Consider the following 13,809-nt stretch of genomic DNA (forward strand, 5'->3'; position numbering starts at 1 on the left):
CTCGATTCAGCTATCGGGGGCGTTCTCCCCGGCTATCGGAATCTCGGCGTCGTCGCTCCCGTCTTCGAGCGTCTCGTTCGCGACTTCCTGACCTACCTCGTCCTCGAACTGATACAGGTCGTGGGCGCGCTCCGAGAGCAGTTCGGCGCGAGTCGCATCGACGCCGTACTCCTCGCGCACTTCGGGCGAAAGGTCTTCGGCCGCGCTCGCGGTCCTGTTCGCCCGGCGTTCCACGAGGTGCGCCCGGACGACGAACCCGGACAGCGACGTTCGGTACTCGCCCTCCGAAATCTCCTCGCGCTCCCACGCGGTCGTGATGTTCTCCCGAGTGTCTTCGAGCGCCTCGACGTACGCTTCGATGGTGTCTAGCTCGTCGGCGACGACTTCCGCGCGCTCCTCGTCGGTGGTCGCGTCGTCGAGTCGGTCAGACAGGGTCCGATTCCAGAGTTCGCCCTCGACGGTCGCGCTCTGAGCGTCGAGCGCGCCCGCGAGCTGTTGGCCCGGCGAGACGGTGCTGTTGTTTTCGGTCGTGGTCTCCTCGCTCTGCCACGGGGGGTGTTGCGTTCCGGTCGAATCGGCCGCGGCCGCAACCGGGGCGGTCGCGGCCAGCGCGAACACGCCCGTCAGCGCGAACACGCCCACCAGCACGACTCCGAGTTTCATGGCTCGTTTCCACGACTTCCGTCGGCAATAAGCCGCCGTTACTGAACGCGAATCAATCCGAATTAACCCGATTTCACGTCTCATGGCTCGTCCTGCGGGAGCGCGAGGACGTTCTCGCGCCCGAGCCGAAAGCTCTCAATCTTCCCCTGTTCGCGGAGGCTCCCGACGACTTGGCTCGTCTTCGCCTCGGTCCATCCGAGTTCGTTCACGATTGCTCGCTGCTTGACCCGACCGCCCTGGTGTTCGAGGAGTCGAAGCACGCGCTCCTCGTTGCTCAGTAAGTCCTCGGGGAGTTCGTCTCCACTCTCGGTCGCCTCCGGCCGGTCCCGTCGTCGGAACAGCCACCACCCGCCGCCGAGTCCCGCGGCGAGGACGCCGAGCAGTCCGACCGCGGCGGCGACCGTCGGCCACGGAATTGCGGGTCCGCCCGCTGGCGGCGCGAGGACGACTCTGGGTTCGTTGCTCGCGAACTCCATCGGGCCGGTCCAAACCGCGGTTCCGTTGCGCTCCTCGTCGGGCGGCGGGCGCACCGTGGTCGCGTCGTACCCCTCGGGCCACGACACGAGCAGTTGGGTCTTGTCGTTGAGCGGAAGTCCCGAGAGTGCGTCACCCGCCCGAATCTCGCCGTCCGAGACCTCGGCGAAGTTCGTCCACTCGAACGAGTAGGTCACCACGCCGTACCGCTGTGGGAACGGCCGAATCTCGGCGTCCACGCCGAAGTCTTCGCCCGACATGTTTCGGCCGGTCGCTCGCTCGGCGCTCCCGATGGTGGCCTCCATCCGTCGGGTGAACTGGTCGGTGTACTCCGTGTCGTTCCGCTCGATGTCGTTTCGAAGCCCCCGGAAGGCCTCGCTCGTCTCGGCGTCGTCGAGTCGGGTGCGATACGCGACCTCCCACGAGGCGGTCCCGTTCTCGTGGACATCGACCCGCATCACGATGGTGTCGGGCGTGACGTTCTGTAACTGGGTCTGTGCCGTCCTCTCGTCGGCCGTAGGCGGGTCGGTCGCCGCGCTCTCGGCGGTCGCACTACCGCTCGCGCCGACCGCCGCCGACGCGCAGAGAACCGCCGACACGCAGAGGACCACCGCGAGGACCGCTCCGAGCTGTCGCGCCCCCATTCGTCGGATGCTCCGACGCCCAGCAAAAAATGGGTTGCGCCGTTTTGGGTCGTCCTATCCGATTGCTGTGAGTTCCACGTCGCGTTTCCGTGCGGTATCGGCTCGTTTCTCGCGCGTATCGCGTCGTTTCCGCGATTATCGCCGGGCTACGTCGCTGAACTCGGATTAAATCGGGTGCAAGCCGCCCCGAAGGCCGCCAATCGGGTTTCAGGGTTTCGGGGGTTGAAACGCCTGTCCGTGGAAGCCGAAATCGGCGAGACACCATGTCGAAGACCGAAACGCACACGCCGAACGCGACGACGTACGAACCCGAGAACGACGACGCACGCGCGAGCAACGACGCACACGAGCGCGACGAGAACCCTCCGAACGACGAGACTCCCTTGCGGGTCCAGGCCGACTGGTCGGGAACCGAGACGCTCGATTCCGCCATCACCTGCGCGATTTCGCGGGCCACCGGGGCCGCCGTGACCGACCTCGCGCCCCTCTACGAGTACATGGACCCCGACGCGCTCCACGAGTTCGTCGAGTCGATGCGCGACAGCGGGGCCGAGACGACCATCACCTTCGAGTACGAGGGCCACGACGTGAGCGTGCGCGCCGACGGCGAGATTCTGGTCTGGCCGTCGAGCTAAAAGAGGCCGTCGAGGCTATTTAGAAGAAGTCCTGGAGGCCCGCCTGGTCGTCCGACGACTCCTCGGCGTCGGCTTTGCCGTCCTTGCTGGCGTCGGCCTCCGAATCCTCGGCCTGCTCGGCTTTGTCGGTCGGTTCGTCGGCGTCATCCTCCCCGACTCCGCTGGCGTCGTCCGCCGACTCCCGAACCGCACCCTCGAACGCGCTCCCCGAGTGCTCGACCGCCTCTTTCTCCCGAAGCTCTTCGGCGTCCGCCACGACGCTCTGGACTTTGTTGGTGTCCTTCCCGCTTCCGGTCACGAACGAGACGTGGTCGGCTTCGAGGTCGTACTTGGCCGTCATCGCGACCGTTAGCTCGCGGTTCTTGCAGTGGTGGGTCATCGTCGCGAGGAACGGGAGAATGTCCCGGCGCGCGGTGGACATGCTCACGCCGTCGCTCTCGGCGATTTTCCGGGCGATGTAGTCGCGCTTCTTTCGGTTCGCCTTCGAACTCCCGAGCTTTCGCCAGTAACTCGGCGGGCCGTACCGGGTCCACCCGCCCTTCTTCTCGGTTCGGGCCGCCGCGACCCCGGCCGCGATGTTGTCGCCCGCGTAGCGCCAGTAGGAGTAGTTCTGTGACGCCCGGACGCGACCGAGCCACTTGTCGGCGTTCGAGAGGAAGTCGTAGGCGGTCGCGAGTTCCGCGCCCTCGTAGTCCTTCGGGACGTTGTCCTCGACCCAGTTCAGCATGTCGTCGGGCGTCTCGTCCACGTCGTAGGACTCCTGAAGCGCGCCCTGTGCGTCTTTCTCCTTGAACAGCGCGTCGAGGAAGTCGAAGATGCCGCTGGTGTTGTCCCGGTCGCCCGTGACCTCCACGTCGGCGGCGGTGAGGCGCTCGCTCGTCTCGGCGACGGCTTGGAGGTCGTTGACCGCCGAGCGCAGGTCGCCGGAGTTCTTGTCGGCGATGGCCTTCAGCGCGTCGTCGTCGTACTCGACGCCCTCCTGTCGGCAGATGTCCCGGAGCACCGGCACGATAGACCGGGCAGACACGTCCCGGAACTCGATGGTCTCACACGCGTTCCGGAGGGTGTTCGACATGTCGTAGAACTCGTTCGCGATGAGGACCATCGGCTGTCCGGCGTCCTTGACGATTCGGGTGATGGCGCTCGACCCACCCCTATCGACGTTGCCGTGGAGGTTGTCGGCCTCGTCCATGATGACGAGTCGGCGACCGATTTCGCCCTCCTTCTGCTGTGTCAGCGTCCCGCTCTTGGCGGCCTCGCCCGCGATTCGGTCCACCACGTCCGCGGTCCGGGTGTCGCTCGCGTTGAGTTCGATGGTCGGCCACCCCAAGTCGCTCGCCAGCGCGTGGGCCGCCGAGGTCTTGCCGACGCCGGGGCTTCCGTGGACGATGGCGGCGTCCCGGTGGTCCTCCCACGTCTCCGCCCATTTCTTGAGTTTCCCGCGGGCCTTGTCGTTGCCGCGGACCTCCGAGAGGGTACTCGGGCGGTACTTTTCCGTCCAGTCGCTCATTGGGAGTGGGTAGGGACGAACGGCGTTTAGTGGTTGCGGAGCGTCACGCGTCGTCCAATATCGATTCGCGCAGGCCCTTGCGAAGTCCGGTCGCCGTCTTCTCGACGCCTTCGAACTCGTCCCGGAGTGCATTGAGGGAGTCCTCCGCGACCGGAATCAATTTGATTCCGTCACGTACTTCGACGACTCGATAGTGGTCGCCGTACCGCTCTCGCATCTCCTTCGGGAGCGTCAGGCGACCGCGGTCGTCCACTCTCGCGTCAAGCATATCGGTACGTGTGACGGGGAGGAGCTATAATCTGCCTCACGAACCGTATTTTACCCATTGAAGGGTCGCTATCCGAATATAACTCGCTTCGCTCGGCTTGCCACCGAGTCCCACGGTCGGACAACGCTTTTCTCCCGAGACTTCGACACTTCGAGCATGTTCCCCGAGCGAATCGAGACCGAACGCCTCGTCTTCGAACCCCTCACGACCGAAAACGTGGACGTGCTAGAGTTCTACGAGTTCTGCTCGCACCACAATCCAAACATCGGGGAGATTACCGAATATCTCTCGTGGGACCCCCACGAGACGCCCAAGGAGACCGAGGAGTTCCTCGAATTGTGCGAGGAAGCGTGGAACGAGACCGAGGGCGCGAGCTACCTCGTCCGACCGAAAGAGGGCGAGGACGGCGCGGGCGAAATCGCAGGTGCGACCGGTCTCGACGTGAACTGGGACCGACGGACCGGCGTTCTGGGCGCGTGGCTCCGCAAGCCATTCTGGGGTCGGGGGTACTCGGGCGAGCGCGCCGCCGCGCTGATGGAGGTCGCGTTCGACCGCCTCGATTTGGAGGTCGTGGCGGTGACCCATCACGACGGCAACGACAAATCGCGGCGGGCCATCGAGAAGTACGTCGAGCGATTCGGCGGTCGCCACGAGGGCTTGCTCCGGAATTTCCACGCAGGGGAGGCCGACCCGGACCCCGTGGACGCCCATCGGTATACCGTCTCGCGCGAAGAGTGGGAACGAAACAGATGACCGACGACGGATTCGACGTTCACGAGGTGCGCCACGGGTTGAAACTCCACCGGGACACGGGCGACACGAAGCTGTTCGAGAATCGCAAGGAGGTGGCGTGTCCGGCCTGCGAGAAGCCCTTCTCGGACCTGCTCATCTCCGAGAAGCGACACAACAGCTTCAATCCGCCCGAGGGTCGGTTCTGCGTGGTTCGAGAGTCGGACCGGATTCTGGTGTTCACGCACTGACGAGTCCTGCGACGACGGACGACTGCCCGGCCACAAGGTATTCCCCACCGCGGTTGGACACCCGACCATGTCTGTCTCCGAAGACCACTCGACCGCCCGAAGCGGTGCGGTCACGTCCGTCGGGAGCCTCGCGCGCGGCGCGGTCGCGGGGGCCGCGACGTGGCTCCTCGGCTATCTGCTCGCGTACGTCTGGAAGGCAAGCGAAGTGTCGGAGGCGCTCGGCGGAATCGGATTCGTCTCCCAGCTGCTCGGCGGCGAGAGCGTCCCGGTCTGGAAGGGCGTCGGCTGGCTGTTTCTCAACGCCCACTTCGTGGACACCCAAATCCCGACCATCGCGGGCGGCACTCGCATGCTCAACTTCGTGACCGCCGACGAAAGCGGCGCGCTCGCGCTCGTCGTCGTCCCGCCGCTCGTCCTGTTCATCGTCGGATTGGCCGTCGCCTACGGTCGCCGAACGAACCCCCTCGAACGGGCGACGGCCGGGGCCACCGTCGCGCTCGGCTACCTCCCGCTGTCGGTCGGCGCGGCGGTCCTGACCGCCCACGCCGTCGGCGACACCGACGCCGCAATCGCGCCCGACCTCGTGACCGCGGTGTTGCTCGCGGGACTTCTCTATCCCCTCGTCTTCGGCGCGCTCGGTGGACTGGCGAGTCGCGCGTTGGAATAGCTGGCCGATTGTTTCTGTTGGCTGATTTTCCAGCGGCGGATGCGGTTGCGGTGCGGTTCTCATAGGTACCGGGAGTAGCTAGCGTCTCGCTGTCGGGTGGATAGTGACTTTCTCGAAAGCCCCCGCCCGGTCGCGGTCGTTGCGCGGCATATCCTCGGTCTCTCCGCACCGCCTGACCTCGGATAGGGGCCGCGCAAGCGACCACGGGCCTACGGCCCGCGACCGAGCGGCCCCTTTCAGTCCCACCCTCCGTCGGTTGTTCATCCGAGCGTCCGTCGTCGAACCCCAATCGCTCTACTCCAGTTTCCGAGCCACCATCTCGCCCCAGTGGTCGAAGCCGTGGCGGTCGTAGAACACCTTCGCGCGGTCGTTCTCGCGGTCCACGTCCAGCACCAATCTGTCGAGCGGAAGGTCCTGGTCGTCCGCGAGTTCGACCGCGGCGTCCATCAGGTCGTCGGCGACTCCTGTGCCTCGGAACTCGGGCCGGACGAAGAGTTCGTTTAGGACTGCTGCGTCCCAAATCATCGCCAACTGCTGGGGCAGGACGAACACGTAGCCCGCGAGGTTCGGGTCCGAATCGGCGCCGTCCGCGTCGGTGTCTTCATCCGCGACGTGGGTCCCTCCGCTCTCGGCGACCGTCAGACACCGCGGGTCGTGTTTCGTACACCAGAACACCCAGTCGAGGTATCGCTCGGCGTACTCGTCGGTGAGCTTCCCCTCGTATTTGCTCTGCTTGTCGTCGCCGCCCGTCCCGGACCCGAGTCCGAGTTCGAAGGCTCGCTTGAGGTCCCAGAGCGCTTCGGGGTCAGTCTTCGGGTCGTAGGGTCGAACCTCGATTTCCGCTTCGGCGTCCGCGTCGGTCTGCGTGTCGTCGGCCATACTCGGGCTTGGCGGGGCGAGGTGTTAGCTCCGGCGTTCCTGCCAGAGTCGGATGCCGACCACTGTGTAGCCGGTGAGCGCGAGCAGGAGTCGCTCGCCCGACATCGCGACGGGGAAGATTCGCTCGACGTTCTCGGTCTCTCGGCCCCTGCTCGGGTCCACGCCGGTCCGGTAGTGAGTGTTCTCGGTCGTCCGGACGGTCTCACCTTGGCCTCCGCTCGCGACCTCCTCGGTCAGGAAGTCGAACTCCACGAACGTCTGGACCAGCCCTCGCTGATTCGAGTAGAGGAGTTCGCCCGAGACGGTGTAAAAGCGGTCGTAAACCGGGTAGAAGAGGTTCACGCCGTTGAAAAACAGGTCGAGACCGATGCCCGCGAACGTCACGGCGACGAGGGTGACCCACCCGACTCGGACGCCGCGCCCGCCCCACCGTGCTCGCACTCGCGACCGCTCGGACCCGCGAACGCGAACGTCCCACGCCAGAATCGCACCGAGCGCGACCGGCAGTAGAAGGGTGTGAAACGCCGCGCGATGGGTGCCCGGTATTACGAGACCGACGAACACGTCGAGGTCGAGAAACGCAGTCGCCGCCATCACGACCAGAATAGACCGTCCGTCGAAGTCGTCCGCGAGCAGCGCGGTCCCGACGAGCCCCGCGAGCGCGACGTGGACCACCGTCGATGGCATGTGCGTGCATTGGAAGCCTATCGCATTATCTGTTTCCCGACGGATTCGACGTTTGCCGAACCCGGATTTCGATACGCTTTTCCGAATCAGTCGCACAGTCGGGACCATGACCGACCCCGACGACCCCCGCGGCCACCTCGCCGAGCGCATCGCGGGCGAGATAACCCTGAGTGACGACCCGGGCGCGACGCTTCGAAAGTGGCGGACCGACTTCGGCGTCTCCCAGACCGACCTCGCCGCCCACCTCGACGTGTCGTCGTCGGTCGTCAGCGACTACGAGAGCGGCCGCCGCCAGAGTCCCGGCATCGGCGTCGTCGCGCGCATCGTCTCGGGCCTGCTCGACATCGACGAGCGCCGGGGCGGCGACCGCATCCGCCAGTACGCTCGGGTCCTCTCGGCCGGGTTCGAGAGCGACATCGTGAACGACCTCCGGGAGTACCCGACCACGGTCCCGCTCTCGAAGTTCTACGACGCCGTGGGCGCGACTCAACTCTCGGGCGGCGACCACGACCACGTCACCGGCCACACCGTCATCGACAGCATCGAAGCCATCACCCGCCTCTCCAGCGAGGAGTTCTACCGCCTCTACGGCCAGTCCACGAGCAGGGCGCTCATGTTCACCAACGTCACGCGCGGCGAGTCGCCGCTGGTCGCGATGCGCGTCGTGAACCCGACGCCGAACGCCGTTGTTCTGCACGGTCTGGACCGCGATGATTTGTGGGAACACGCGCCGAAGTTGGCGCAGTTGGACGGCTTCGCGTTGGCGGTGACGAACGTGCCGATAGACGACGTGCTGGAGGCGTTGCGGGAGTTTCGGTGAGTCTGTCGCAAGAAAGCTTATCACGTACTATTCACCACGATGGGATGTGCAGACAAAGCAGTCCCGGCGTGCCATTATTACAACTGTAGCACTCACCGTACTACCAACAACGGGGTGTCTGTTCGGTAGTACGCACCCCAAGGAGGCAGAGAATCTCTCCATCGAGGTCGCGAACGAAACAACCACAGACCAGACTGTAACAGTTCAACTCCGTACCTCAGATGAGTCGGTCAATTTCGAACAAACAGAGGAGATTTCACCCAAGGACGCGGCCGATTTTCAGCTAGAAAATCCAGCGACCGAATATACACTCACTACGGACGTAGAGTCCGGACCGTCAAAATCCGAGGGGTGGGAAGTCAACAGTTGCACAAGTGCGATAAATGTCGAAATTTACTCCGATAGAGTTGACTATATATACAGTGCATGCTGACGATATCTTTCAAATTGAAATATTAAGCGGTGACTTGCGACGGTCAATATCCGGCTTCCCCTCAATTATAAGTATACACTTTTCTTTGAAGACACGCATGTAACGTGGTCTTCAATTGCCGTTCGCTCATTTGTTTTAGGCACGCTTGGGAGATTTGAGTACACGGAAGTGACGTAGCCGTCTAACTCACCAACAGGATCGTCGCAGTGGTTGGCATAGTACCATTGACTCCATATCACATCATTGAAGTATATTTAATTATAATATATTTATATAAAGCCACTTACTTAGTCTCCTATTTCATCTCCTATGGATAATTTCTCCACTTCCAGTCTGCCATGGTTCTTTATATGAATGTTTGGGACTGCTTTGACAGAGAGACGAACTTCCTTTTTTGGTGGTGATTGGATACGGCCTCACTTGTTCTACGCCTTCATTTTTATATCCAGTAAATGTCACGTTTTTGCTGGTAAACTGATGGTTATGGACCATAAGCTCTCGAACGCTCGCGGTCGCTCTGCGACCGCGAGCGTTCGATGCCAGCGTCGATAGAAGGAAAGAGGACTTTCGAACCGCGTTAGGCCACGTAGTCGTAGATTCGCTCGTTCATCCGACCGCGGCCGGTGAAGACGAACTCGCCGTTCGGCACGGTGAAGTCCTCCATCTCGATGGTCTTGTCGTGGTTGTGGCGGTCGTGGACGTTCTCGTACTCGGCGAACGAGAGGTCGTAGCGGTTCGCGATTTGCTCGTCCACGTTGAGCTGTTCGATTTCGTCCTTCCAGCCGTCGGCGACCGTCTCGGCGTGGATTTCGGCCTGCGCGCCCGAGCCGTACGAGCCGACGCCGAGCACCTCGCCCGCGAGGTCGCGACCCTCCTCGGCGGCGCGCTTGAGCGCGGCGGCCCGCGCGATGTGGACCGACCCGGTGTACCAGTTGCCGACTTCACGCGAGATGTCGAGCGTCGGCTCGATGACCTCGTCGTACCACTCGCGGTACGCGTCGGTGGCCTTGAGTTCGTCCATGTGGTCGCGGATGGCCTCCTCGTAGGCTTCGCGGTCCTCGAAGTCGTCCTCGCGCGGTTGGAATCCGATGTCCTCGGCGAGCGCCTCCTCGATGGGCGTGTCCCGAATCATGTGGCGGTAGGCCAGCACGGCGGCCTTCCGGACCATCCCGGGGAACGGCGTGTGGAACGGGACGTACGCGAAGTCGTCGGGGTGGGAGTCGCCCGCGACCGACTCGTAGTCTTCGAGCGCCTCGCGCATCCGGGCGAGGTACACCTGCATCGAGCGCTTGCCGTCCACGCTCGGGAACTGCTGATTCGGCTTGAGGAAGTCGGTTTCGTCGGCGCTCCCGTAGCCCTGCTCGGTCGAGAGTTCGACGAGGTCGGGGTCCTCGGTGATGAGCATCGCGACCGCGCCCGCGCCCTGCGTGGCCTCGCCGGGGTCGCCGCGAGCGTAGAGGGCGGTGTCGGTCGCCACGACGAGTGCCGCTCGGCCGCGATTCCGCCCGGCCTTAATCCAGTTGTAGGCGTCGTCTAAGCTCTGGGTTCCCGCGATGCACGCGAACTTTCGCTCGCCCTTGTTGGCGTGGTGGAAGTCCCCGTCGTACACCTGTTCGAGACAGCCCGCGATGTACGTCGAGACGGGCTTGGAGTTGTCGAACGACGACTCGGTCGCCACGTCGATGCGCCCGATGTCGTCGGGACGCAGGCCCTTGCGGTCCATCAGGCGGTGGGCGGCGTTCGCGCCCATCGTGACGATGTCTTCGTGTGCGTCGGGGAACGAACTGGCGTGCAGTCCGAGTCCCTTCGTGTACTTCTCGGGGTCCTCGCCCTTCTCGGGCGCGAACGTCTCCGCGAGGTCGAGTTTGAGCTTCCCCGTCCAGATTTCGATGGCGTCGATACCGACGGCTGTCATGTACGGGGATGCGGCGAGGAGCTATAAGATTTTGTCGATGAGGAGTTCGACGCGCGTCGAACTCCGGCTCCCGGGTGTCGCGGCGACCCCGCCTACTGCTGTTGGAAATAGAACTCCTGTTGGGTGCCGTCCGCCAGCGTGAGCGTCACGGTCACGTCGGCGTTCGCCGCCGAACTCGCGAACTGGAGCGTTCCGAGGTCGTCGGTGAATCCTCGGAAGTCGATTTCCGCGTCGTCGTCGTCCGAGGCGAGGACGGCCTCCGACCCGCCGTTGTTGCTGTCGCCGACCAGGTTGTACGAGGTTCCGTCCGCCTCGAACCGACCGTTCGACCCGCCGCCGCCCCGATTTGCCGCGCCGACTTGGGTCGCCCGGAGAATCGCGAGTTCGTCGCTGTCGCCGTTGTTTATCCGGACGTTGTTGGCGACGCCGGACGCATCGACCGCGAAGTCCGTGACGGTCACGGTTTCGCTCCCGGCGTTTTCGACGGTGAACGTGAGTTGCGTCCCGCTGTTCACGCCGTCTGACTCGACCGCCTGTATCGCCTGTCCCGACGAACCGCCGTCTCCGCCGCCGTCGTTCGTCCCGTCGCCGGTCTCGGTCACGCGTTCGATGTCCACGATGGTTCCCGATTCGTCGTACACCCGGACCGTGATTTCGAACTCGTCGCCGTTGTCCTGATAGGTGTCGAGTTGGTCCTGTCCGCTCGTCGTCTGGAGCGTGTTCGTCTCGACGGTTTCGCCCGTGTCGAGGTTCTTGTACTCGACCTCGACAGACCCGAACGTCCCGGACGGGTCGGACACGTCGTAATCAACCTCGAAGTCCGAGTTCCACGGCTCGCTCACGTCGGTCACATCGACGTTGGTGAGGGTCGGACTCGTCGCGTTCGCCAGGAGTTCGTTTCCGGTAGGCTCGTCGCCGTCCGCGACATCGGTGACGGTCACGTCGTCCACTTTCAGCCCGTCGTTGTCGTACACCCGGTAGATGATTTCGTAGTCCTGACCGTTTCCGTAGCCGGGTTCGTACGACGCGCGCCCTCGGGATTGGTTGAGTGTCTCGGTCCGGGTCGCCGAGTCGTCGTCGAGGTTCCGGAACTCGACCTCGACGCGCCCGAGCGCGTCGCGGTTCGTCACGTTGTACGAGGCGTCGTACACCGCGCCGTCCTCTTGGTCGCTCGCGTCGGTTATCCACCGACCCGCGAGTTCGGGGTCGGTCGGCGAGCCGAGGTCGTCGTCGTCGCCGGGGTCCACGCTGTCGGCCTCGTCGCGGAGCGAGCGCTCCGCGAGGACGCTCCCGTTCTCCGCTAGCGCGCGAATCGTGATGTCGTACGTGTCGCCCTCGCCGTATCCGGCGTCGTAGTTGACGGTTCCAACGGTCCCGTTGCTCGGTATCGTCTCGGTGAGTTCGGTGCTGTTGAGGTTCTCGAACTCGACTTCGACGCCGTCGTACGACGACCACGCGTTCGAAATCTCGTACGAGACGCTGTACTGGGGTTCGTTCCCGCTCACGTCGGTGTTGTCGGTCACCGACCAGTTCAGTCGGGGGTCGGGACTCGGACCGGGACCGGTCGGCGGGACCACCACATCGACCGTGAGGTTGTCGGCGTCACCGCCGCTCGCGACGTAGGCGGTGACGGTGCCGTTCCGCTCGGGCACGTCGAGTCTGGTGGTGTTCTCGCCGTCGTCCGTGACGCCGGCCGTCGGGGATAGCTCCCCGAAGGTGCTGTTGTTCAGTGCGTAATCGGCGGTCGCGCCGGTGAGCGGGTCGCCGTTCTCGGTCACGCTCGCGGTCAGGTTCGCGGTCGTTCCCTGACTCGCGTTCAGCGTACACCGCGTGAGTTCGAGGTCGCAGTCGAGTCCGTCTCCGGTCGCGTCGGCCCAGTTCACGTCGTACGCGCCGCCGCCTCCGCCGCCTCCCCCGTCCGTCCCGCTCCCGTCGGTGTTCACCACCGTCAGATTGAAACTCATGTTCTCGCGCGCGCCGGGCGAGAACGTCGCGCCGTCGGGCACGTCGTCGATGCTGACGTTCACCCGGACGTCCTCGTTCGGGCCGTCGATGTCGGTCGGGCCGTCGTAGCGAATCGTCGCCCGACCCTCGCCGTCGGTCGCGAGGTTCGTGAGGCCCCGTTGGCTTTCGGACCCCTGCGATGCGATGGTGTCGCCGGTGAGATTCCGGTTCGGACTCGCGAGCGTCGCGTTCAAGCGCGCGTCCGACACCGGATTGTTGTACCGGTCGCGCACCTCCACGACGAGCGACTGCCCGCTGTTCTCGGCCACGCTCTCGTCGTCGCCCGACGCGTCGGTGACGTAGTGGGCGCGCTCGCCGGTCACGTCCGACCCCACGCCCACCTTCGCGAGTTCGAGTTCGTAGCGTCCGGGTTCGAGGACGAGTCGGACCGCGTCTTCCCCGGTCACGTTCTCGACCGCTTGGACGCGGGCGTCGGGGTCCGTCCGGTCGGGGTCGAGTTCGCCGTCGAGGAGTTCCTCCCACTCTCCGGCGTGGCGACTCGTCGGAATCACGAGCGTCACGTTCTCGTCGGTCTCGTTTTCGACCGTGACGGTTCGCGTCGCGGCGCTCACCGCGCGCACGTCTACGCTCGCGGCGGCGTTCGACGTCCGCGAATAGCTTCCGTTCACTGCCACGAGCGAGATTCGGTTGCCGTCCACGAGTCGCTGGCCCGCGAGCGTCACGTTCGCGCTCGCGAACCGATTGTAGAGGACGCTGTTGTCGTAGACGGTCTCCGGTGCGTCCTGATAGCCGTTGTACCGCGGGTCGAAGGTCAGCCCGCGGGTCGAGAACCCCCGGGGGTCGCCGGTCCAGTAGTCGCCGACCTCGCCGCTCGCGACCGCGTTGTCCACGGTGAAGTTCGCGGCGGACGTGGTTTCGAGTCTGCCCGCGGTCGGCGGCGGATTCACGAAGAACGCGCGCTCGGGGTACCGGGTGCTGAGCGACACCACGGCCGACCCGTCGCTTCCGGTCGCCGCGGTCCCGAGGAGTTCGTCGCGCAGGTCCTGGAGTTCGCCCTGGACCTGCTGGTGGTGGTTGAACTCCACCTGCTCGTTCTGCTGTGGGACGACCGTGGCCTGGTAGGTCGAGAGGAGTACTATCAGGACCGCGAACAGTAACACTGTTCCGATCTGGACCGTCACCCCGCGGTCGTCCGTACGGAATCGCACTACCCGTTCGTTTCAGGGCAGACAGTTAAAAATAGCGTCTACTCGGCGTCGTGCCCTCGGT

General features: G+C 64.5%; 14 protein-coding genes. 6 read left to right on the forward strand and 8 right to left on the reverse strand.

What is annotated here, in order from left to right:
* Positions 1-6: 6 nt before the first annotated feature.
* The gene (locus EKH81_RS08510; RefSeq protein ID WP_132059470.1) at positions 7-663 is read right to left on the reverse strand and encodes a hypothetical protein; all 657 of its coding nucleotides are present in this window, start codon (positions 661-663) and stop codon (positions 7-9) included.
* A gap of 80 nt (positions 664-743) precedes the next feature.
* Entirely contained in the window at positions 744-1,781 is a 1,038-nt protein-coding gene (locus tag EKH81_RS08515; protein ID WP_132059469.1) for a helix-turn-helix transcriptional regulator, read from the reverse strand.
* A 263-nt stretch (positions 1,782-2,044) separates the two neighbouring features.
* On the opposite strand from EKH81_RS08515, the gene EKH81_RS08520 reads away from it, so the two are divergent.
* Positions 2,045-2,416, forward strand: a complete 372-nt coding sequence (locus tag EKH81_RS08520) for a HalOD1 output domain-containing protein (protein WP_132059468.1) — start codon at positions 2,045-2,047, stop codon at positions 2,414-2,416.
* A 19-nt stretch (positions 2,417-2,435) separates the two neighbouring features.
* On the opposite strand, the gene EKH81_RS08525 is transcribed toward EKH81_RS08520, so the two are convergent.
* Together EKH81_RS08525 and EKH81_RS08530 are read right to left on the reverse strand one after the other, a co-directional pair.
* A complete protein-coding gene (locus tag EKH81_RS08525) occupies positions 2,436-3,926 on the reverse strand; it encodes a replication factor C large subunit (protein ID WP_132059467.1) in 1,491 nt (496 codons plus the stop codon).
* A gap of 43 nt (positions 3,927-3,969) precedes the next feature.
* Complete coding sequence (locus tag EKH81_RS08530) at positions 3,970-4,194, reverse strand: AbrB/MazE/SpoVT family DNA-binding domain-containing protein (protein ID WP_132059466.1); 225 nt, start codon at positions 4,192-4,194, stop codon at positions 3,970-3,972.
* 156 nt (positions 4,195-4,350) lie between these two features.
* Between EKH81_RS08530 and EKH81_RS08535 the strand changes: the two genes are divergently transcribed.
* From EKH81_RS08535 to EKH81_RS08545, 3 genes are all read left to right on the forward strand, one after another.
* Positions 4,351-4,947, forward strand: a complete 597-nt coding sequence (locus tag EKH81_RS08535; protein WP_132059465.1) for a GNAT family N-acetyltransferase — start codon at positions 4,351-4,353, stop codon at positions 4,945-4,947.
* Positions 4,944-5,174 (forward strand): DUF7385 family protein, encoded by a 231-nt coding sequence (locus tag EKH81_RS08540; protein ID WP_132059464.1) that lies wholly within the window; start codon positions 4,944-4,946, stop codon positions 5,172-5,174. The genes EKH81_RS08535 and EKH81_RS08540 overlap by 4 nt, the downstream gene beginning before the upstream one ends.
* Positions 5,175-5,241: 67 nt before the next feature.
* On the forward strand, positions 5,242-5,841 hold the full coding sequence (locus EKH81_RS08545; RefSeq protein ID WP_132059463.1) for a DUF7978 family protein: 600 nt from the start codon (positions 5,242-5,244) through the stop codon (positions 5,839-5,841).
* A 294-nt stretch (positions 5,842-6,135) separates the two neighbouring features.
* Here the strand turns inward: EKH81_RS08545 and EKH81_RS08550 are convergent, their stop codons facing one another.
* Positions 6,136-6,720, reverse strand: coding sequence for a GNAT family N-acetyltransferase (locus EKH81_RS08550; RefSeq protein ID WP_368407704.1), 585 nt, complete (start codon positions 6,718-6,720; stop codon positions 6,136-6,138).
* Between the two features lie 24 nt (positions 6,721-6,744).
* Positions 6,745-7,407 carry a metal-dependent hydrolase gene (locus EKH81_RS08555; RefSeq protein ID WP_132059462.1) on the reverse strand — a complete coding sequence of 221 codons (663 nt, stop codon included), beginning with the start codon at positions 7,405-7,407 and terminating at the stop codon, positions 6,745-6,747.
* Positions 7,408-7,513: 106 nt separating this feature from the next.
* Here EKH81_RS08555 and EKH81_RS08560 point away from each other — a divergent pair, with 106 nt between their 5' ends.
* Together EKH81_RS08560 and EKH81_RS08565 are read left to right on the forward strand one after the other, a co-directional pair.
* Positions 7,514-8,227: a helix-turn-helix domain-containing protein gene (locus EKH81_RS08560; protein WP_132059461.1), complete on the forward strand. Its 714-nt coding sequence runs from the start codon at positions 7,514-7,516 to the stop codon at positions 8,225-8,227.
* Positions 8,228-8,273: 46 nt separating this feature from the next.
* Positions 8,274-8,660: an Ig-like domain-containing protein gene (locus EKH81_RS08565; protein WP_132059460.1), complete on the forward strand. Its 387-nt coding sequence runs from the start codon at positions 8,274-8,276 to the stop codon at positions 8,658-8,660.
* 577 nt (positions 8,661-9,237) lie between these two features.
* Here EKH81_RS08565 and hmgB read toward each other — a convergent pair.
* Together hmgB and EKH81_RS08575 are read right to left on the reverse strand one after the other, a co-directional pair.
* The gene (hmgB, locus tag EKH81_RS08570) at positions 9,238-10,575 is read right to left on the reverse strand and encodes a hydroxymethylglutaryl-CoA synthase (protein ID WP_132059459.1); all 1,338 of its coding nucleotides are present in this window, start codon (positions 10,573-10,575) and stop codon (positions 9,238-9,240) included.
* A 92-nt stretch (positions 10,576-10,667) separates the two neighbouring features.
* On the reverse strand, positions 10,668-13,748 hold the full coding sequence (locus EKH81_RS08575) for a hypothetical protein (RefSeq protein ID WP_132059458.1): 3,081 nt from the start codon (positions 13,746-13,748) through the stop codon (positions 10,668-10,670).
* Between the last annotated feature and the right edge of the window lie 61 nt (positions 13,749-13,809).

Origin of the sequence: Halorussus amylolyticus, from assembly GCF_004143485.2 — an archaeon.
Taxonomy (GTDB): domain Archaea; phylum Halobacteriota; class Halobacteria; order Halobacteriales; family Haladaptataceae; genus Halorussus; species Halorussus amylolyticus.

Coding starts and splice junctions, on each gene's coding strand:
- EKH81_RS08555 (WP_132059462.1), bottom strand. CDS start 7,407: ATGCCATCGACGGTGGTCCACGTCGCGCTCGCGGGGCTCGTCGGGACC.
- EKH81_RS08550 (WP_368407704.1), bottom strand. CDS start 6,720: ATGGCCGACGACACGCAGACCGACGCGGACGCCGAAGCGGAAATCGAG.
- hmgB (WP_132059459.1), bottom strand. CDS start 10,575: ATGACAGCCGTCGGTATCGACGCCATCGAAATCTGGACGGGGAAGCTC.
- EKH81_RS08545 (WP_132059463.1), top strand. CDS start 5,242: ATGTCTGTCTCCGAAGACCACTCGACCGCCCGAAGCGGTGCGGTCACG.
- EKH81_RS08515 (WP_132059469.1), bottom strand. CDS start 1,781: ATGGGGGCGCGACAGCTCGGAGCGGTCCTCGCGGTGGTCCTCTGCGTG.
- EKH81_RS08560 (WP_132059461.1), top strand. CDS start 7,514: ATGACCGACCCCGACGACCCCCGCGGCCACCTCGCCGAGCGCATCGCG.
- EKH81_RS08535 (WP_132059465.1), top strand. CDS start 4,351: ATGTTCCCCGAGCGAATCGAGACCGAACGCCTCGTCTTCGAACCCCTC.
- EKH81_RS08520 (WP_132059468.1), top strand. CDS start 2,045: ATGTCGAAGACCGAAACGCACACGCCGAACGCGACGACGTACGAACCC.
- EKH81_RS08525 (WP_132059467.1), bottom strand. CDS start 3,926: ATGAGCGACTGGACGGAAAAGTACCGCCCGAGTACCCTCTCGGAGGTC.
- EKH81_RS08530 (WP_132059466.1), bottom strand. CDS start 4,194: ATGCTTGACGCGAGAGTGGACGACCGCGGTCGCCTGACGCTCCCGAAG.
- EKH81_RS08510 (WP_132059470.1), bottom strand. CDS start 663: ATGAAACTCGGAGTCGTGCTGGTGGGCGTGTTCGCGCTGACGGGCGTG.
- EKH81_RS08540 (WP_132059464.1), top strand. CDS start 4,944: ATGACCGACGACGGATTCGACGTTCACGAGGTGCGCCACGGGTTGAAA.